Source organism: Pseudomonas sp. A (genome assembly GCF_056270345.1).
The window spans coordinates 1,729,052-1,745,077 of sequence record NZ_CM149873.1; the positions used below are offsets into that span (position 1 = coordinate 1,729,052).

The window sequence follows — 16,026 nt, forward strand, 5'->3', positions numbered from 1 at the left end:
GCTCAAGGTCGAGGTTGTTGAAGGCAGCGCAAGGCTGTAAGCGGGCTGTCGAACAAGTGCAGGTCAGGCAGCGACAGTGCATGCAGTTCCGTCTCATGCAGGCTGACGGTGCTACCACCCAGCAGTTTCAGTGTGTTGACGTCCTTCAATGCGCGGCCCAGCGCGGCGAGGTCGGGGCGACGGCCGAGGTGCAGCAGCAGCGCTCGTGGTTGCAGGTGCTCCACGGCCAGGCGCAGTTGACGGGGCTCGACCGACCACTCGAGGATCTCCAGTGGGTAGCCGTTGCTGCTCAGCAGCCACGCGCAAAGCCAGAACTCGGCATCGAAGGGGGAATCATCGGAGCGGGCGAGCAGCACGCAGGGGCCGCCAAGCGAGTGGCTGTCGTGATAAACCCGCGCCCCCAGCTTGCTGCGCAGCCAGCCCTGAAGGAACACCTGTTCCAGTCGCGCGTCGAAATGCGTTTGCCAGCGTTGTTCGAGGGCTTCGAGCAGCGGCAGCAGCAGGCGTTCGCACACGGTTACGGCGGGGTAGAGGGCCATGACCTGGTTGATCAACTGGTCCAGCGGACGCTGGGCAAGGCGGGCGATGGCCGCGATCAACTGCTCGATCCGTGCGCCCCATTCGCCCTGGATCGGCGCCGTGGCATGCGCGGCATTGTCCAGCAGCTCGCGCACCTGGCTCACCGCGGCGCCACGCTCCAGCCAGCGCAGCACGGCCTGGACCCGCTGCACCTGGTCCTGTGGATAAAGGCGATGGCCCTTGGGCGTGCGCTGTGGCTTGATCAGGCCGTACCGGCGCTCCCAGGCGCGCAGGGTGACCGGATTGACGCCGGTCAGGCGGGCCACTTCGCCGATGGGCAGCAATGGGTCAGATGGCATTGCGCAGTCCGAGGTCTTCCGGATGGGGTTGCAGGTAGGCCTGTTGCAGCAGATAGGGATCGGGATGGTGGCGCAGGTGGTGCTTGAGCAGGGTCAAGGGTACGACCAGGGGCACCACGCCTTGCTGGTATTGGCCGATGACCTGCTGCAGCTCGGCCTTGTCCGCCTGGCCCAGGTCGTTGCGCAGATAGCCGCTCAGGTGCTGCAGTACGTTGCCATGGGTGCCGCGACTGGCGCAGCGGCGCAGTGCCTGCATCAACTGGCTGAAGTAGCGCGGGCCGAGCTGCGCCGGGTCGTCGTCGCGGCTCATGTTGCCGAGCAGGCGGCCAAGGCTGCGGTACGCCTGGGGATTGTGCGCCATCAGCAGGTACTTGTAGCGGGCATGGAAGCGGATCAGCGCGCCGCGGCTCAGGCCCTGGCGCAGCAGTTGCCGCCAGTCGGCGTAGGCGTAGACGCGGGTGATGAAGTTTTCCCGCAGCACCGGGTCGTGCAGGCGGCCTTCCTCCTCGACCGGCAGGTCCGGGCGCCGCTCGCAGAATGCCGCGGCGTAGGCGCCCCGGCCACCCTGGTGGGCCGGGCGGCCGTCTTCCTGGTAGACCTTGACCCGTTCAAGGCCGCAGGACGGTGACTTCTGCATGAAGATGTAGCCGCAGATATCGTCGAGTTCGTCGGCCATCTGTTCGCCGTAGGCACGCAGCGGGCCGGCAAAATCAGTGGCGCTGTTGCGCGTGCCGGTGACGGCGGGGTGGTCCGGGTCCCCCACCAGGCGGATGGGTTCACGGGGCGTGCCCAGGCCGATGGCGACCTCGGGGCACAGCGGTACCCAGTCGAAATGCTTTTCGAGCAGTTCCAGACAGAGGCTGGAAGCTTTGTGGCCGGCGTTGTAGCGCACGTTGAGGCCGGTCAGGCAGGCGCTGATGGCCAGGCGTGGCTTGCCGCTGGGCGGTGAAGCGTTCATCGCGGTCTCCGGAATGACTTGTACAGGCTGCACGGTTTGTACAAGTCTATTCCAGCACAGATAAAAACTTATACAAGTAGAATTTTTTGTATAAGTTTTTCCGTCGATTATTCCAGATGCTCCAGCAGCCGTCGGGCGGCTTCCTGGCCACTGAGCCAGGCCCCTTCGACCCGGCCGGACAGGCACCAGTCGCCACAGGCGTACAGGCCCAGGTCGGCATCGGCCAGCGTGCCCCATTCATGATTGACTGCAGGACGGGCGTAAAGCCAGCGGTGGGCCAGGGCGAAGGTCGGCGCGGGGACTATGCAGCCGACCAGCTCGGCAAACTCACCCCACAGCTGCTCGATCACTTGCTCCTTGGGCAGGTCGATATGCTGCTTGCTCCAGCTTGAGGTGGCATGCAGCACCCAGGTGTCGAGATGCTCGTCGCGGCCTGGTTTGCTCCGATTGCGGGCCAGCCAGTCGAGCGGATTGTCCTGCACGAAGCAGCCCTGCATGGGGGTGTCGAGCGGTGTCTGGAAGCCCAGGGCGATGGCCCAGGTCGGTTCCATCTGCACCCCGGCGGCGACCGCCGCGAGTTTGGGGGCGGCCGTCAACAGCGCGGTGGCCTGAGGCGCCGGCACGGCGATCACCACCTGGCTGAACGGTCCGTGGCTGCAGCCCTCGGTGTCCTGCAGGTGCCAGTACTGTTTGCCGCGAAACACCTCGGCGATGCGGCAGCCGAAGTTCACCGTGACATCCTTGAGCAGGCCGCGGGTGATGGCGCTCATGCGTGGTACGCCGACCCAGCGGATCTGTTCATCAGGGGAGGGGGTCAGTTCACCATCGCGGTAGTTGTACAGCTGCGGCTTCCACTGCTGCGCCCAGCCGTTCGCCACCCAGTGCTGGACCTGCTCGACGAAGCGCCGGTCGCGGGCGGTGAAGTACTGGGCACCGAGGTCCAGGGCGCCGGCGTCGCTGCGCTTGCTGGCCATGCGGCCACCGCTGCCGTGGCCCTTGTCGAACAGGTGGACGGTCTGCCCGGCTTTCTGCAGGGCCTGGGCGGCGGACAGGCCGGCGATTCCGGCACCGATGATGGCAATAGGTACTGTCATGATGGCCTCTTCGAACCTAGCTATACGCAGCCTACGCTGCCAGGCAAACCTGTACAATGCACAATGTTTGTATAAGGTTATTCCGCTCGATAGGCAGGTTGGCCTATGTTTATCCGAGAGCGTTCGGTCAAAAAAGTGCCTTGATCTTAAAAATAGACCACGGCCGCCAAGTGCGAGGACACAACCATGCATATATTGCTGACCGGCGGTACCGGTTTGATTGGCCAACACCTGTGCCAGTTGTGGCGCCAGCAAGGGCATCGCCTGACGGTCTGGAGCCGGCGCCCCGAACAGGTGGCGAAAATCTGCGGCAGCGGCGTTCGCGGTGTGGCCCGGCTGGAAGACATTGCCGATGACGACGACGTGGATGCGGTGGTCAACCTGGCCGGCGCACCGATCGCCGACCGGCCCTGGACCGCGGCGCGACGCAACCTGCTCTGGGCCAGCCGGGTGACCCTCACCGAGCAGTTGCTGGCCTGGCTGGAGCGCCGCGAGCGCCGCCCGCAGGTGTTGATTTCCGGCTCGGCGGTGGGTTGGTACGGCGATGGCGGCGAGCGAGAACTCACCGAGGCTTCGCCGCCGGTGAAGGAGGACTTCGCCAGCCAGTTGTGCATCGCCTGGGAGGAAACCGCCCAGCGCGCCCAGGTCCTGGGGATCCGCGTGGTGCTGGTGCGCACTGGCCTGGTGCTGGCTGCCGATGGCGGCTTTTTGTCGCGCCTGCGCCTGCCGTACAAGCTGGGCCTGGGCGGGCCGTTGGGCGATGGTCGGCAGTGGATGCCCTGGGTGCATATCGACGACCAAATCGGCCTGATTGATTTTCTCTTGCAGCACAACGAAGCCAGCGGTCCCTATAATGCCTGCGCGCCGGAGCCGGTGCGCAACCGCGAGTTCGCCAAGCGCCTGGGCCGCATCCTGCATCGTCCGGCGTTCATGCCGATGCCGGCGCTGTTGCTCAAGGCCGGGCTCGGCGAGTTGTCGACGCTGCTGCTCGGTGGCCAGCGCGCGCGCCCGGTGCGCCTGCTGGCGGCGGGCTACACGTTCCGTTTCAACGATCTGCAATCGGCCCTGGACAACCTGTCCAGCCGCCTCTGACATAGGACGCTGCATGACCGATCACGCCCTGCTGCTGGTCAACCTGGGTTCGCCGGCCTCCACCTCGGTGGCCGACGTGCGCCGTTACCTCAACCAGTTCCTCATGGACCCGTACGTGATTGATCTGCCCTGGCCGGTGCGGCGGTTGCTGGTGTCGCTGATCCTGATCAAGCGCCCCGAGCAGTCGGCCCATGCCTACGCCTCGATCTGGTGGGACGAGGGCTCGCCGCTGGTGGTGCTGACCCGCCGTCTGCAGCAGGCGATAACCGCCCATTGGCCCCATGGGCCGGTGGAGATCGCCATGCGTTACGGACAACCGGCGCTGCCGGAGGTCCTGGAGCGCCTGGCCGCGCAAGGTGTGCGCAAGGTAACGCTGGCGCCGCTTTATCCACAATTCGCCGACAGCACCGTGACCACGGTCGTGGAGTTGGCGAAGCAGACCATTGCCGAGCGCAAGCTGCCCTTGCAGACCCGCATTCTGCAGCCGTTCTACGACCACCCTGAGTACATCGATGCCCTGGTGGCCAGCGCCCGCCCGTACCTGGAACAGGATTACGATCACCTGCTGCTGAGCTTCCATGGTTTGCCCGAGCGGCACCTGAAAAAGCTCGACCCCACCGGCCAGCATGACTTCCAGGCCGCCGACTGCTGCAAGGACGCCAGCGCCGAGATGCGTGCGGTGTGCTATCGCGGCCAGTGCCTGGCCACGGCCAGGGCATTCGCCGAGAAGATGGGCATCCCGGACGGCAAGTGGTCGGTGTCGTTCCAGTCGCGCCTGGGCCGGGCCAAATGGATCGAACCCTACACCGAGACGCGCCTGGACGAGCTGGGCAAGGCGGGGGTGAAGAAGCTGCTGGTGATGTGCCCGGCGTTCGTCGCCGATTGCATCGAGACGCTGGAGGAGATCGGCGATCGGGGCAAGGAGCAGTTCATCGAGGCGGGCGGGAAGGAGCTGGTGCTGGTGCCGTGCCTGAATGATCACCCGGAGTGGGTGAGGGTGTTGGCGGGGATGTGCGAGAAGGCTTGAGGCCTGGGTTGACCAGGCCGGCCTCTTCGCGGGTAAACCCGCTCCCGCAGGTTCGGTGAGAGTCCTGTGGGAGCGGGTTTACCCGCGAAGAGGCCAGGTCAGTCTAGCGCCGGATCAAGGCAACTGATCATCCAGCTTCTTGTTCTTCCAGCCATCGTTGCCCGGCAGGATCAGGTTCAGGGCAATCGCCACCACGGCGCACAGGGCGATGCCCTTCAGGCCCCAGTCGTCCGGGCCGTCGCCGCTGCCGATCAGCACGCCGCCGATACCGAACACCAGGGTCACCGAAACGATCACCAGGTTGCGCGCCTCGGCCAGGTCGATCTTGTGGCGGATCATGGTGTTCATGCCCACCGCCGCGATCGAACCGAACAGCAGGCAGAGAATGCCGCCCATCACCGGTACCGGAATGCTCTGCAGCAGCGCGCCGAACTTGCCGATGAAGGCCAGGGTGATGGCGAATACCGCCGCCCAGGTCATGATCTTCGGGTTGTAGTTCTTGGTCAGCATCACCGCGCCGGTCACTTCGGCGTAGGTGGTGTTGGGCGGGCCGCCGAACAGGCCGGCGGCGGTGGTGGCCAGGCCGTCACCCAGCAGTGTGCGGTGCAGGCCGGGCTTTTTCAGGTAGTCGCGGCCGGTCACGCTGCCCACCGCAATCACCCCGCCGATGTGTTCGATCGCCGGGGCCAGGGCCACGGGCACGATGAACAGGATGGCCTGCCAGTTGAAGGCCGGCGCGGTGAAATTGGGCAGTTCCAGCCAAGGGGCCGCAGCGATCTTGGCGGTGTCGACCACGCCGAAGGCAAACGACAAGGCGAAGCCCACCAGCACGCCGGAAATGATCGGCACCAGGCGGAAGATGCCCTTGCCGAACACGGCGACGACCAGCGTGGTCAGCAGTGCCGGCATGGAGATCAGCATGGCGGTCTTGTACGGCATCAGCGCAGCGCCATCACCACCCTTGCCCATGGCCATGTTGGCGGCGATCGGTGCCATGGCCAGGCCGATGGAAATGATCACCGGGCCGATCACCACCGGCGGCAGCATGCGGTCGATGAAACCGGTGCCCTTGATCTTCACCATCAGGCCCATGAAGGTGTACACGAAGCCTGCGGCCATCACGCCGCCCATGGTCTCGGCCAGGCCGAACTGGCCCTTGGCGAGGATGATCGGGGTGATGAAGGCGAAGCTCGAGGCCAGGAATACCGGGACCTGACGGCCCGTGACCAGCTGGAACAGCAGGGTGCCTATGCCGGCGGTGAACAGCGCCACGTTCGGATCGAGGCCGGTTATCAGCGGCATCAGCACCAGCGCGCCGAATGCCACGAAGAGCATCTGCGCGCCCGAGACGACCTGGCGCCAGAGCGGGTCGTTGAAGCCGTCCTGCATGGTCAGGCGTCCTTCTGCTTGGTGCCGAAGATCTTGTCGCCGGCATCACCCAGGCCTGGGACGATGTAACCGTGCTCGTTCAGGCGCTGGTCAATCGAGGCGGTGTAGATCTGCACGTCGGGGTGGGCTTTCTCCACCACGGCGATGCCTTCGGGTGCTGCTACCAGGACCATGGCGCGAATTTCCTTGCAGCCGGCCTTTTTCAGCAGGTCGATGGTGGCGACCATCGAGCCGCCAGTGGCCAGCATCGGGTCGATGATCAGGGCCAGGCGCTGGTTGATGTCCGGCGCGAGTTTCTCGAGGTAGGTGTGGGCCTCGAGGGTTTCCTCGTTGCGGGCAACGCCCACGGCACTCACCTTGGCCCCGGGGACCAGGCTGAGCACGCCGTCGAGCATGCCGATGCCGGCGCGCAGGATCGGCACGACGGTGATCTTCTTGCCGGCGATCTTCTCGACTTGCACCTTGCCGCACCAGCCGTCGATCTCGTAGGTTTCGAGCGGCAGGTCCTGGGTGGCTTCATAGGTCAGCAGTGCACCGACTTCCTGGGCGAGTTCGCGAAAATTCTTGGTGCTGATATCGGCACGGCGCATCAGGCCGAGCTTGTGGCGGATCAGCGGATGGCGGATCTCACGAGTAGGCATAGGGGGAGGGCTCCGGGAGGCGGGCAAAAAAACCGCGCTAGATTAATCTATTCAGTCCTTGATGTCGTGCAGTCATTGTGCACGTTAGTCCATAAAGGCTTGATCTGGGACGAGCGGATGCGTACCTTTGCCCGCTTTTCCAAAACGCACCCCCTGGAGAGCGCCATGTCCGCCGATCTCGAGCATATCCGTCAAGTGATGCACGAGGCTGATTGCCTGTACAACGAAGCCGAGGTCGAGGCCGCCATCGCCGAGGTCGGCAAACAGATCTGCAAGGACCTGCACGACAAGAACCCGGTGGTCTTCTGCGTGATGAACGGCGGCCTGATCTTCTCCGGCAAGCTGCTCACCCACCTGCAGTTCCCGCTGGAAGCCTCGTACCTGCATGCCACCCGCTACCGCAACACCACCAGCGGCGGCGAGCTGTTCTGGAAGGCCAAGCCGGAAGTGTCGTTCATCGACCGCGACGTGCTGATCGTCGACGACATCCTCGACGAGGGCCACACCCTCAGCGCGATCATCGAGTTCTGCAAGCACGCCGGCGCCCGCGCGGTGCACACCGCGGTGCTGATCGACAAGGACCACGACCGCAAGGCCAGCCCGGACCTGAAGGCCACCTACACCGGCCTGCCATGCATCGACCGCTACATCTTCGGCTACGGCATGGACTACAAGGGCTACTGGCGCAACGCCAACGGCATCTTCGCGGTCAAGGGGCTGTAATCATGCGCCAGCCTGCGTTCCTGGATCAGTCGTTGTTCGCCGGGCTGGCACACAAGGCCAGCGAGAGCCCGCGTGGACGCCAGCACCACAACTTCCACCAGATGGAAGAGCCCTGCCACCGCATGGCGGTGGGGTTGCAGCCACACACCTACATTCCGCCGCACCGGCACCTGAGTGATGACAAGGCCGAGGTCTTGATCGTGCTCAAGGGGCGCCTGGGGTTGTTGATTTTCGACGATCAGGGTGAGGTGATCGACAAGCGTGTCCTGCTGGCGGGCGGCGAGTGCCTGGGTGTCGACCTGGCGCCCGGCACTTACCACGGCCTGGTGGTGCTTGAGGCGGACAGCGTGATGTTCGAGTGCAAGGCCGGACCTTACCGGCCGGTAGGCGAGGGAGAACACGCTCACTGGGCGCCGCGTGAAGGTGAGGCGGGCGTTGCCGAATATCATGCCTGGATGCGCGCGCAGTTCGATTAAGCCTGCTCCTTCATCGTGGGAGCGGGCTTGCCCCGCGACAGGGCCCGTGCGTAGAGTGCCTGCTCTTGCCAAGGAGCCTCACATGCGTGCGTTCATCCCCCTCCTGTTGGCGGTAAGCCTGCCTCTCTCGGCAGCCCCGCTGCATAGCCAGTTCCTCCCGCCCGACGACCTCTCCCTGCGGCAGGAGGCTCCGGCCAGCCAGCAACTGCTGCAGGTCACCGACTACAGCGTAGTGGTGGGCACCCAGCGCCAGTCCGACCAGCAACCGATTCCGATCACCTCGTCCCTGCAGATGCGCCTGAAGGGCAAGCCGTTGAGCAAGGGCTCGACCATCACGCAGGTGCTGCTCAACTTCGACGGTGAGGGTGGCAAGAGCCTGAAAAAGCCGGCCTATGACGACAAGAGCCGGACCCTGACCCTCAACTACCCGATGGCCGACTACCGGGTGATCATGGACTTGCTGCGCAACGAAACCCTGTACGTGCAGTTCCTTACCTACGCCAATGGCCACATCTGGGCCGACCTGCACACCGGTACCGTACGTACGCGTTGAGGGCCGCAGGTTTCGGGGGGTAAACTGCCGGCCTTCGAAAATGTCCGTGATGGCCCAGTTGGAGTCGGCGATGCGTAAAGACAAGAAACAAGTGATTGGTGACGAGATCAGCGACGAGTACATCAAGACGTTCCTGCAGTTCGAGCCGGCCGATGGCCTGACCTCGCCGTCTCATCACAAGCTGATCAAGGGCTACCGCGGCCTGCGCGTCGATGATTTCGAGCGTTATGTGGGCTTCTTCGTCGCCGCCGGTTACGACCTCGATGGCAAGGATGAGCACGGCAAGACCTTCGTCGAGGCGATCGCCGACCAGCGCAATGCGCCGGAGTACATCGAGATCATCGATAACGCCCGGGGCTGATTTCGCGCGTTCGGCTTCCCCTGTAGGAGCGGCCTTGCCGAGGCGTCGGACCGGCCGGAAAGGGCTGCGAAGCAGCCCCAGATTTATGCCATACCTCAATATCGCCGGGGCCGCTTTGCGGCCCTTTCGCGGCCCAAGGCCGCTCCTACAGAGGAGAGGTGGGGGCAGTGAGGCAGGCACAAAAAAACGCCCCGAGGGGCGTTTTTTCGTTTCAGCCGGATCAGGCGTAGTGCTTGGCCGGGCTGCTTTCCGCCAGTTCCAGTGCCTCGTCGTTGTCGGCGCTGATCTTGTGGTACAGCGCGGCATCGGTGGCCAGGACCTTTTCGCGGGCCGGGAAGATCTCCTTGAGCTTGGCGGCCCAGGCGCCCTTGGCCTGCTCGGGGAAGCAGCGCTCGATCAGCTCGAGCATGATCGACACGGTCACCGAGGCGCCCGGCGAGGCGCCGAGCAGCGCGGCCAGGCTGCCGTCCTGGGCCGAGACCAGCTCGGTGCCGAACTGCAGGATGCCGCCTTTCTTCGGGTCCTTCTTGATGATCTGCACGCGCTGACCGGCCACTTCCAGGCGCCAGTCCTCGGCTTTCGCCTCGGGGTAGAAGCGGCGCAGCGATTCCAGGCGCTGTTCCATCGACTGCATCACTTCGCTGACCAGGTACTTGGTCAGGTCCATGTTGTCGCGGGCCACGGCCAGCATCGGGCCGAGGTTGCCTGCGCGCACCGACAGCGGCAGGTCCAGGAGCGAGCCGTGCTTGAGGAACTTGGTGGTGAAGCCGGCGTAGGGGCCGAACAGCAGCGACGTCTTGCCATCGACCACGCGGGTGTCCAGGTGCGGTACCGACATCGGCGGGGCGCCGACCGCGGCCTGGCTGTAGACCTTGGCCTGGTGCTGCTTGACGATTTCCGGGTTGTCGCAGCGCAGCCACTGGCCGCTGACCGGGAAGCCGCCGAAGCCCTTGCTCTCCGGAATGCCGGACATCTGCAGCAACGGCAGGGCCGCGCCGCCGGCGCCGAGGAAGACGAAGCGGGCGTCGACTTCACGGCTGCCGCCGCTGTTGACGTCCTTGATGCTCACGGTCCAGCCGCTGCCGTTGCGGCGCAGGCCGACGACCTTCTTGCTGTACTTGACCTGGGCGTCCGGGCTGTTGCCCAGCTGCTTGAGCAACTTGTTGGTCAGGGCGCCGAAGTTGACGTCGGTGCCCTTCATCACGCGGGTGGCGGCGATGCGCTGGTCGGCCGGACGGCCTGGCATCATCAGTGGCATCCACTCCTTCATCACCGCCTGGTCTTCGGTGTATTCCATCTCGGCGAAGGCGTGGTGCTGCTTGAGCAGCTCGAAACGCTTCTTGAGGAAGGCAATACCCTTGTCACCCTCGACGTAGCTCAGGTGCGGTACCGGGTTGATGAAGGCGCGCGGCGAGCCGAAGCCGCTCTTGCGGCTCAGGTAGGCCCAGAACTGGCGCGAGACCTCGAACTGGGTGTTGATGTGCACGGCCTTCTTGATGTCGATGCTGCCATCGGCGGCCTGCGGGGTGTAATTGAGCTCGCACAGGCCGGCATGGCCGGTACCGGCGTTGTTCCAGGGGTTGGAGCTCTCCGCGGCCCCGGAGTCCATCGCCTCGACGACCTCAAGCTTCAGGGTCGGGTCGAGCTCCTTGAGCAGTACGGCCAGGGTGGCACTCATGATGCCCGCGCCTACCAGTACCACATCAACCGATTCGTTCTGCGCCATTAACGCGTCTCCACAATCTACAGCACCTAATTGACAGCATAGGATCCGTGGGGTGGCCAGGATCGCCATGTCCGACTCTTCGCAGTTCTTGCAACTTCCGCGGATACCGCCAATCAGTCTTGGGTGTTCGGCTATTGAACGCCCATTGCCACGGGTGCGGCAATTCGACTTATGGTCAAGTGCTCCGTCGTGCGTTATGGACCGGCCTCAGAGGCTCATCGGGGATGAGCGCTTTTGCCGTCTGTTCAGGGCTGTTCGGGACACATCTGCCGCTCTTGCACATGCCAGACTGTTCATTTGCTCGCCACACTCTCGTGAAGTTGTGAAAAACCGTTTTTTCACGCTCTTTTGGAGTCGTGAACCTCAAAAGTGGACTGCGCGATGGCAACCCGCAGGTTCATGCGAAGCAGAAGGCCGGAAACAGCAGGCACGACAGCCAATGCAAGACCTGAGTGGAAGGCTCTCTGTGGGCGAAGCGTCGAGGGTGCCGGGGTCAAGCGGCGAATGCGGGGCCCGATCAGGAGACGTCCTTATAATCGGGGGGAGATTATAACGATGTCGCGGGCGGAAAGGGCGTACTTGTTGGGTTTTTATTGCAGCGTTTGTCAGGCCGACAGGGTGCGTTGCTGCCAACGCTGCGTTGCACGGGCGCAAATCCGGGCGCTGGCCGGCAGCGGGCGGCCGAGCCAGGCCAGTTGCGCCTCGTTCACCTGCACCCAGGCGCCGTTGCCCGGTGGCGTGGCGCAGTGCTTGAAACCGAGGCAGATGCCGTCGCTGTCGAGACGGGCGTAGGTGGCGTGGCGCGGGCGGTGCAAGAGCAGGGTCCAGAGCGAGGCCATGGTGGTCAGTCCTGTGTGTGAGGGCTGGCGCCAGAGTAACCGGGGGGCATGAAACGATTGTGACAGAAGGGCAGTTGCAAGCTTCCAGCGGCAAGCTGCAAGGAAAAGCGTAGGTGCTTTTGCTTGCAGCTTGCCGCTGGAAGCTTGCCGCTAGGTATACTGTGGGCCTTTGCCGCTTTTTCTGGAGAAACGCGCATGTTGCAACGTCTGTTGGTCGGTTTGTTCGCGGTGGCCAGCCTGAGCCTGGCCGGTTGTGCCCACAGCCCGCAGCAACTCAGCCCGCAACCCAAGCTTACCCAGCAACTGGCCCCGGTCGGCCATGGCCAGCCGGTGGTGGTCAAGGTCGTCGACGGGCGCGCCTCGCAATCGCTCGGCACCCGTGGTGGCATGTACCCCGAGACCAGCACCATCACCGTCAATGGCAACGATGTCGTGCCCAAGCTGCAGGCCCAGGCCGAGGCGGCGGTGCGCCTGCTTGGTTTTACCCCGACGCCAAACGCCTACAACGCGCCGCAGCTGACCGTGACCCTGGCCGAGCTCAAGTACCAGTCGCCCAAGGACAAGATGTACGTGACCGAGGCGACCATCGGCGCCACCTTCCGTGCCGACGTGTCCAACGCCAACCGCCGCTACAGCGGCCGTTACGGTGCTTCGCTGGACCAGCGCTTCGGCATGGCGCCGAACCAGGAAACCAACACCAAGCTGGTGAGTGATGTGCTCAGCGATGCCCTGACCCGTCTGTTCAAGGACCCGACCGTCGGTCAGGTTCTGGGCGAGTAAGGTTTTTGCAGTGAAGAAAACCCGCAGCCTGTGATCAGGCTGCGGGTTTTTTTGTTGTCTGTACTGGCCTGTCGCGGGGCAAGCCCGCTCCCACGCGTGCTGTGGGGCTTCAGTGGGAGAGCAGGCAGCGCGGTTCAGGCAGCCAGCACATTGAAGTCCAGCAGGCTGATCCCGGTGTACGGGTCGACCTCAGGCAGGTCCTGGTGGGCATGCCCACCCAGCGCGCAGTAAACCAGCCACTGGCGGTCCTGGACATTGATCGCGAAGCCATCGATCAGCGCCTGCTGCTCGTCGCTCTGGGCGACAAGGTAGAGGCGGTCCTGGTTTTCGGCGTGCAGCATGACAAGCTCCGGTTCGGTTGAAGGCCGACAGGGTGGCCTGCCTTGATGACGAGCGTGTGACAGATGAAATTAAATGACAGCTGGTCGCAAAGTGGCGGCAGTGAACCTGGGCTTGGGTAGAATGCCGGGCTTTGCCGCACGTGATACCGAGGTCGCGCAATGTCGTTGCAAGTGTTCTGGGGCTTCCTGGCCGCCCATCCGGCCAAGCTGATCAACCTGCTGGCCCTGCTCATTACCTGCCCTGGCGGGCTGCTGCTGCACAGCGCCCGGCGTCGCGAGGCGCTGAGCCGGGAAAGCCTGGCGGTGGATGAAGGCGTGGTGGATGCGCTGGAGCAGCGGATACCGCGCTATTACTACATCCTGGGCTTCTGCTGCCTGGCGATGGCCTTGCTGCTGTCCTGGTTCAGTACCTGGGTCTGAATCGCTGATTCCTGCTCTGTGTAGGTGATTACCCAGCCCTTTGGGCTGCGCTGTAGCGCAGGGAACTGAGTTCGCGGGTAGCCCGCGCGCCCTGTGGGAGCGGGTTTACCCGCGAACACCGGCGGAGCCGGTGCCAGGTACCGTGTTGGATTCTTCGCGGCTAAAGCCGCTCCCACAGGGTCCTGCTCAGTCAATGAGTTATGTTCAGTTCCATTAAAGCGTTGTCAGGCCGACGCCGGCTGACGCTTCACCTGATACTGATTACGCACCGGCGTCGCATACTGCTGCACCAGGTACGGCTGATGCTCGACCGGGCAGGCGTCCAGCCGGCGCTGCCATTCTTCCTTCGCCTTGGCCAACTCGTCGGCCGGGAACAGTTTCTCCGCGCTCGGCACCTCGAGCGTCGCGTCCTTCTCCGCCCACATCGCATAGGCCAGGTAGTGCACCGGGAATAGCCGGTAGCCGCCGAGGATCTGCCGGTCGATGGCCTGCGCCAGTTGTTTGGTGTCCTCGTGGTAATCGGTCACCGGTGGGGCGAAGTTGATGTGCACCCGCCCTTTGTAGCCGGTGATGCCCTGGGCGATGCTGTTGTCGTCCTCGCCCGGCGCCTTGGTGTAGCTGCCGGTGGTGGCGCGGATGTACAGCTCGCGGGCCTTGGCCTGGTCGCAGGGGTCGTACTCGTAGCTGATCGACACCGGGGTCAGGTTCAGGCTCTGGACCACCGCGCCGAACGGCTCGTCCTTGCGGCTCATGTGGAACATCTTGAGGATCGCCGAATCGGTACGGTCGTCACCGTCCTTGGCGCGGCCTTCGGCCTGGGCGATCCAGATCGACACGCAATCGTTGCGGATCGAGTGGTTGATGTAGGCCGAGAGCAACTGGTAGGCGGCCAGCTTCTCGCGGCGGCCGCTGATCGAGCGGTGCACGATGAAGCTCTTGTTCAGGCGCATCATGTCGCTGACGAACGGTTTTTGCAGCAGGTTGTCGCCGATGGCGATGCGCGGCGTCGGCAGGCCGGCGTGGTACACCGCGTAGTTGACGAAGGCCGGGTCCATCACGATATCGCGGTGGTTGGCCAGGAACAGGTAGGCGGTCCCCGACTTGAGCTGTTCGACGCCGGTATAGGTGACGCCGTCGGTGGCGCGGTCGATGGTGCGGTCGACGTAGTACTCGACCTTGTCCTGCAGCGTGGAGACGCAGCTCACGCCGGCGAATTCCTTGCGCAGGCGCCGGGCGATCAGCGGTTTGAGCAGCCAGCCGAAGGCGCCGGCCGCGCGCGGGAAGCGGAAGTGGGTGAGGATATCGAGGAATGCCGGGTCGCTGAGCAGGCGTGCCAGAACGGCAGGGACCTCAGCGTCGTCGTACGGTCGGATGGCATCGAATTCGCCCATCATGCTCTCTTGTTGGAAACGGCTAGGGTAATTAGGTAGGGGCGGGCTCCGAAAAACGGCTCGGACGCACACAGGCCCTGTAAACAGACCGGCAATTATACGCACAAGTCACTTCGGAGGCCGCGATGCTGGAAACTGCGATCTATGATTGCCCTTATTGTGGCGAAGAAGTCGAAACCACGGTGGACCTGTCCGGCGGCGACCAGGAGTACATCGAGGATTGCCAGGTGTGCTGCAAGCCGATCCGCTTCGTGCTGCAGGTGCATGGCGAGGAGTGGATGCTCGATGTCTACGGCGAGAACGACTGATGCAACGGATCTATGAGCCGGAAAGCCTGCTGGAGGCGCAGGTGCTGGTGGGCATGCTGGCCAGCGAGGGCATCGAGGTGCACCTGGTCGGGCGCGACCTGATGGGCGCCGCAGGCGAGTTACCGATGCACGGACTGCTGGGGCTGGCGGTGCCGGATGAGCAGGCAGGCTACGCACGGCAGTTGATCGATGCGTACAATGCCGCCCAGCCGCTTGCCGGCGACGAACCGGAGAGTTATCCCGGAACCCTGATCTGCTAGGTTTTGATTTCGCCCATGTGTGGACGCTACGCCCTGTTTCGCTGGTCCCAGAGCTTCGCCGGCCTGCCGGGCTTCCCCGCGGGCCAGCAGGCCCTATGGAACATCTCGCCCGGTGCCTCGGTGCTGATCCAACGCCAGCTCGACGGCCAGCTGCAGCTGGCCGGTGCGCGCTGGGGGCTGACCCCGGCCTGGCTCACCGACCTGTCCCGCACCCCGGCCCAGGCCCGTGCCGAGACCCTCGCCGAGCAGCCGATGTTTCGCGAACCCTTGCGCCAGCGGCGCTGCCTGATGCCGGCCAACGGTTTCTACGAATGGCGAGGCACGGCGCGCAAGCGCCCGTACTGGGTGACGCCGGGGGAGGGCGCGTCGCTGTTCTTCGCCGCGCTGTGGGAGGTCTACCCGGTGCAGGAGCAGGCATGGCTGAGTTGCGCGGTAGTGACGCAAGCGGCGATGAACCAGCGTCGGCCGCTGATCCTGGACGAGGCCGAGCAGGCGCTGTGGCTGGATCCTGAAACACCGATGGCCAGATTGCACGAGTTGTTGGCCAAACCGCCGACGGCACTGCGTGAGCGGGCGTTGGCGAATTTCGTCAACGATCCGAAGCTCAATGGGCCGGAGTGCCTGACTCCCGCCTAGGTGGCGTGCGCTAACTCCCTGTAGGAGCGGCCTTGTGCCGCGAAAGGGCTGCAAAGCAGCCCCGGCGATCTTTGCGTCAACGCTGAAGCCCTGGGGCCGCTTCGCGGCCCTTTCGCGGCACAAGGCCGCTCCT

20 protein-coding genes are annotated in these 16,026 nt (G+C 64.4%); 11 read left to right on the top strand and 9 right to left on the bottom strand.

Annotated elements, in window-relative coordinates; genetic code table 11:
* Nucleotides 1–2 precede the first annotated feature (2 nt).
* The 3 genes from AC0MAZ_RS07895 to AC0MAZ_RS07905 all read right to left on the bottom strand — a co-directional run bounded on the left by AC0MAZ_RS07895 (nucleotide 3) and on the right by AC0MAZ_RS07905 (nucleotide 2,930).
* The gene (locus AC0MAZ_RS07895) at nucleotides 3–878 is read right to left on the bottom strand and encodes a MerR family transcriptional regulator (protein WP_232854725.1); all 876 of its coding nucleotides are present in this window, start codon (nucleotides 876–878) and stop codon (nucleotides 3–5) included.
* A complete protein-coding gene (locus AC0MAZ_RS07900; protein ID WP_475860830.1) occupies nucleotides 868–1,836 on the bottom strand; it encodes a DUF523 and DUF1722 domain-containing protein in 969 nt (322 codons plus the stop codon). Before AC0MAZ_RS07900 ends, AC0MAZ_RS07895 begins: the two co-directional genes overlap by 11 nt.
* A 107-nt stretch (nucleotides 1,837–1,943) precedes the next feature.
* Nucleotides 1,944–2,930, bottom strand: a complete 987-nt coding sequence (locus AC0MAZ_RS07905) for an NAD(P)/FAD-dependent oxidoreductase (RefSeq protein ID WP_232854723.1) — start codon at nucleotides 2,928–2,930, stop codon at nucleotides 1,944–1,946.
* Between the two features lie 186 nt (nucleotides 2,931–3,116).
* Between AC0MAZ_RS07905 and AC0MAZ_RS07910 the strand changes: the two genes are divergently transcribed.
* Nucleotides 3,117–4,022, top strand: coding sequence for a TIGR01777 family oxidoreductase (locus tag AC0MAZ_RS07910; protein WP_203647988.1), 906 nt, complete (start codon nucleotides 3,117–3,119; stop codon nucleotides 4,020–4,022).
* 13 nt (nucleotides 4,023–4,035) lie between these two features.
* A complete protein-coding gene (hemH, locus tag AC0MAZ_RS07915) occupies nucleotides 4,036–5,049 on the top strand; it encodes a ferrochelatase (protein WP_475860831.1) in 1,014 nt (337 codons plus the stop codon).
* 114 nt (nucleotides 5,050–5,163) lie between these two features.
* Here hemH and AC0MAZ_RS07920 read toward each other — a convergent pair whose 3' ends face one another.
* Both AC0MAZ_RS07920 and upp read right to left on the bottom strand, forming a co-directional pair.
* Nucleotides 5,164–6,438, bottom strand: coding sequence for a uracil-xanthine permease family protein (locus AC0MAZ_RS07920; RefSeq protein ID WP_203647986.1), 1,275 nt, complete (start codon nucleotides 6,436–6,438; stop codon nucleotides 5,164–5,166).
* Nucleotides 6,439–6,440: 2 nt separating this feature from the next.
* The gene (gene upp / locus AC0MAZ_RS07925; RefSeq protein ID WP_028691132.1) at nucleotides 6,441–7,079 is read right to left on the bottom strand and encodes a uracil phosphoribosyltransferase; all 639 of its coding nucleotides are present in this window, start codon (nucleotides 7,077–7,079) and stop codon (nucleotides 6,441–6,443) included.
* A 165-nt stretch (nucleotides 7,080–7,244) separates the two neighbouring features.
* Here upp and AC0MAZ_RS07930 point away from each other — a divergent pair, with 165 nt between their 5' ends.
* From AC0MAZ_RS07930 to AC0MAZ_RS07945, 4 genes are all read left to right on the top strand, one after another.
* Nucleotides 7,245–7,802 carry a hypoxanthine-guanine phosphoribosyltransferase gene (locus tag AC0MAZ_RS07930; protein WP_110735869.1) on the top strand — a complete coding sequence of 186 codons (558 nt, stop codon included), beginning with the start codon at nucleotides 7,245–7,247 and terminating at the stop codon, nucleotides 7,800–7,802.
* A gap of 2 nt (nucleotides 7,803–7,804) precedes the next feature.
* The gene (locus tag AC0MAZ_RS07935; RefSeq protein ID WP_475860832.1) at nucleotides 7,805–8,278 is read left to right on the top strand and encodes a WbuC family cupin fold metalloprotein; all 474 of its coding nucleotides are present in this window, start codon (nucleotides 7,805–7,807) and stop codon (nucleotides 8,276–8,278) included.
* 82 nt (nucleotides 8,279–8,360) lie between these two features.
* Complete coding sequence (locus AC0MAZ_RS07940; protein WP_475860833.1) at nucleotides 8,361–8,831, top strand: hypothetical protein; 471 nt, start codon at nucleotides 8,361–8,363, stop codon at nucleotides 8,829–8,831.
* Between the two features lie 70 nt (nucleotides 8,832–8,901).
* Nucleotides 8,902–9,192 (top strand): PA4642 family protein, encoded by a 291-nt coding sequence (locus AC0MAZ_RS07945; RefSeq protein ID WP_102685300.1) that lies wholly within the window; start codon nucleotides 8,902–8,904, stop codon nucleotides 9,190–9,192.
* Nucleotides 9,193–9,412: 220 nt separating this feature from the next.
* On the opposite strand, the gene mqo is transcribed toward AC0MAZ_RS07945, so the two are convergent.
* Both mqo and AC0MAZ_RS07955 read right to left on the bottom strand, forming a co-directional pair.
* Entirely contained in the window at nucleotides 9,413–10,918 is a 1,506-nt protein-coding gene (gene mqo, locus AC0MAZ_RS07950) for a malate dehydrogenase (quinone) (protein ID WP_475860834.1), read from the bottom strand.
* A 605-nt stretch (nucleotides 10,919–11,523) separates the two neighbouring features.
* Nucleotides 11,524–11,757 (bottom strand): hypothetical protein, encoded by a 234-nt coding sequence (locus AC0MAZ_RS07955; protein ID WP_203647982.1) that lies wholly within the window; start codon nucleotides 11,755–11,757, stop codon nucleotides 11,524–11,526.
* 195 nt (nucleotides 11,758–11,952) lie between these two features.
* Here AC0MAZ_RS07955 and AC0MAZ_RS07960 point away from each other — a divergent pair, with 195 nt between their 5' ends.
* Nucleotides 11,953–12,537: a YajG family lipoprotein gene (locus tag AC0MAZ_RS07960; RefSeq protein ID WP_011532230.1), complete on the top strand. Its 585-nt coding sequence runs from the start codon at nucleotides 11,953–11,955 to the stop codon at nucleotides 12,535–12,537.
* Between the two features lie 134 nt (nucleotides 12,538–12,671).
* Here AC0MAZ_RS07960 and AC0MAZ_RS07965 read toward each other — a convergent pair whose 3' ends face one another.
* Entirely contained in the window at nucleotides 12,672–12,878 is a 207-nt protein-coding gene (locus AC0MAZ_RS07965) for a hypothetical protein (protein WP_203647981.1), read from the bottom strand.
* Between the two features lie 159 nt (nucleotides 12,879–13,037).
* Between AC0MAZ_RS07965 and AC0MAZ_RS07970 the strand changes: the two genes are divergently transcribed.
* The gene (locus AC0MAZ_RS07970) at nucleotides 13,038–13,298 is read left to right on the top strand and encodes a hypothetical protein (protein WP_475860835.1); all 261 of its coding nucleotides are present in this window, start codon (nucleotides 13,038–13,040) and stop codon (nucleotides 13,296–13,298) included.
* Nucleotides 13,299–13,522: 224 nt separating this feature from the next.
* On the opposite strand, the gene AC0MAZ_RS07975 is transcribed toward AC0MAZ_RS07970, so the two are convergent.
* Nucleotides 13,523–14,689: a 1-acyl-sn-glycerol-3-phosphate acyltransferase gene (locus AC0MAZ_RS07975; RefSeq protein ID WP_232854720.1), complete on the bottom strand. Its 1,167-nt coding sequence runs from the start codon at nucleotides 14,687–14,689 to the stop codon at nucleotides 13,523–13,525.
* Nucleotides 14,690–14,814: 125 nt separating this feature from the next.
* On the opposite strand from AC0MAZ_RS07975, the gene AC0MAZ_RS07980 reads away from it, so the two are divergent.
* The 3 genes from AC0MAZ_RS07980 to AC0MAZ_RS07990 are packed head-to-tail and all read left to right on the top strand — an operon-like array spanning nucleotide 14,815 to nucleotide 15,893.
* The gene (locus tag AC0MAZ_RS07980) at nucleotides 14,815–14,997 is read left to right on the top strand and encodes a CPXCG motif-containing cysteine-rich protein (RefSeq protein WP_010225771.1); all 183 of its coding nucleotides are present in this window, start codon (nucleotides 14,815–14,817) and stop codon (nucleotides 14,995–14,997) included.
* Nucleotides 14,997–15,257, top strand: coding sequence for a putative signal transducing protein (locus AC0MAZ_RS07985; protein ID WP_203647979.1), 261 nt, complete (start codon nucleotides 14,997–14,999; stop codon nucleotides 15,255–15,257). The genes AC0MAZ_RS07980 and AC0MAZ_RS07985 overlap by 1 nt, the downstream gene beginning before the upstream one ends.
* A gap of 15 nt (nucleotides 15,258–15,272) precedes the next feature.
* Nucleotides 15,273–15,893, top strand: coding sequence for an SOS response-associated peptidase (locus AC0MAZ_RS07990; RefSeq protein WP_475860836.1), 621 nt, complete (start codon nucleotides 15,273–15,275; stop codon nucleotides 15,891–15,893).
* The last annotated feature ends 133 nt before the right edge of the window (nucleotides 15,894–16,026 follow it).

Coding starts and splice junctions, on each gene's coding strand:
- hemH (WP_475860831.1), top strand. CDS start 4,036: ATGACCGATCACGCCCTGCTGCTGGTCAACCTGGGTTCGCCGGCCTCC.
- upp (WP_028691132.1), bottom strand. CDS start 7,079: ATGCCTACTCGTGAGATCCGCCATCCGCTGATCCGCCACAAGCTCGGC.
- mqo (WP_475860834.1), bottom strand. CDS start 10,918: ATGGCGCAGAACGAATCGGTTGATGTGGTACTGGTAGGCGCGGGCATC.
- AC0MAZ_RS07985 (WP_203647979.1), top strand. CDS start 14,997: ATGCAACGGATCTATGAGCCGGAAAGCCTGCTGGAGGCGCAGGTGCTG.
- AC0MAZ_RS07930 (WP_110735869.1), top strand. CDS start 7,245: ATGTCCGCCGATCTCGAGCATATCCGTCAAGTGATGCACGAGGCTGAT.
- AC0MAZ_RS07955 (WP_203647982.1), bottom strand. CDS start 11,757: ATGGCCTCGCTCTGGACCCTGCTCTTGCACCGCCCGCGCCACGCCACC.
- AC0MAZ_RS07990 (WP_475860836.1), top strand. CDS start 15,273: ATGTGTGGACGCTACGCCCTGTTTCGCTGGTCCCAGAGCTTCGCCGGC.
- AC0MAZ_RS07970 (WP_475860835.1), top strand. CDS start 13,038: ATGTCGTTGCAAGTGTTCTGGGGCTTCCTGGCCGCCCATCCGGCCAAG.
- AC0MAZ_RS07940 (WP_475860833.1), top strand. CDS start 8,361: ATGCGTGCGTTCATCCCCCTCCTGTTGGCGGTAAGCCTGCCTCTCTCG.
- AC0MAZ_RS07945 (WP_102685300.1), top strand. CDS start 8,902: ATGCGTAAAGACAAGAAACAAGTGATTGGTGACGAGATCAGCGACGAG.
- AC0MAZ_RS07965 (WP_203647981.1), bottom strand. CDS start 12,878: ATGCTGCACGCCGAAAACCAGGACCGCCTCTACCTTGTCGCCCAGAGC.
- AC0MAZ_RS07975 (WP_232854720.1), bottom strand. CDS start 14,689: ATGGGCGAATTCGATGCCATCCGACCGTACGACGACGCTGAGGTCCCT.
- AC0MAZ_RS07910 (WP_203647988.1), top strand. CDS start 3,117: ATGCATATATTGCTGACCGGCGGTACCGGTTTGATTGGCCAACACCTG.
- AC0MAZ_RS07900 (WP_475860830.1), bottom strand. CDS start 1,836: ATGAACGCTTCACCGCCCAGCGGCAAGCCACGCCTGGCCATCAGCGCC.
- AC0MAZ_RS07895 (WP_232854725.1), bottom strand. CDS start 878: ATGCCATCTGACCCATTGCTGCCCATCGGCGAAGTGGCCCGCCTGACC.
- AC0MAZ_RS07960 (WP_011532230.1), top strand. CDS start 11,953: ATGTTGCAACGTCTGTTGGTCGGTTTGTTCGCGGTGGCCAGCCTGAGC.
- AC0MAZ_RS07920 (WP_203647986.1), bottom strand. CDS start 6,438: ATGCAGGACGGCTTCAACGACCCGCTCTGGCGCCAGGTCGTCTCGGGC.
- AC0MAZ_RS07980 (WP_010225771.1), top strand. CDS start 14,815: ATGCTGGAAACTGCGATCTATGATTGCCCTTATTGTGGCGAAGAAGTC.
- AC0MAZ_RS07905 (WP_232854723.1), bottom strand. CDS start 2,930: ATGACAGTACCTATTGCCATCATCGGTGCCGGAATCGCCGGCCTGTCC.
- AC0MAZ_RS07935 (WP_475860832.1), top strand. CDS start 7,805: ATGCGCCAGCCTGCGTTCCTGGATCAGTCGTTGTTCGCCGGGCTGGCA.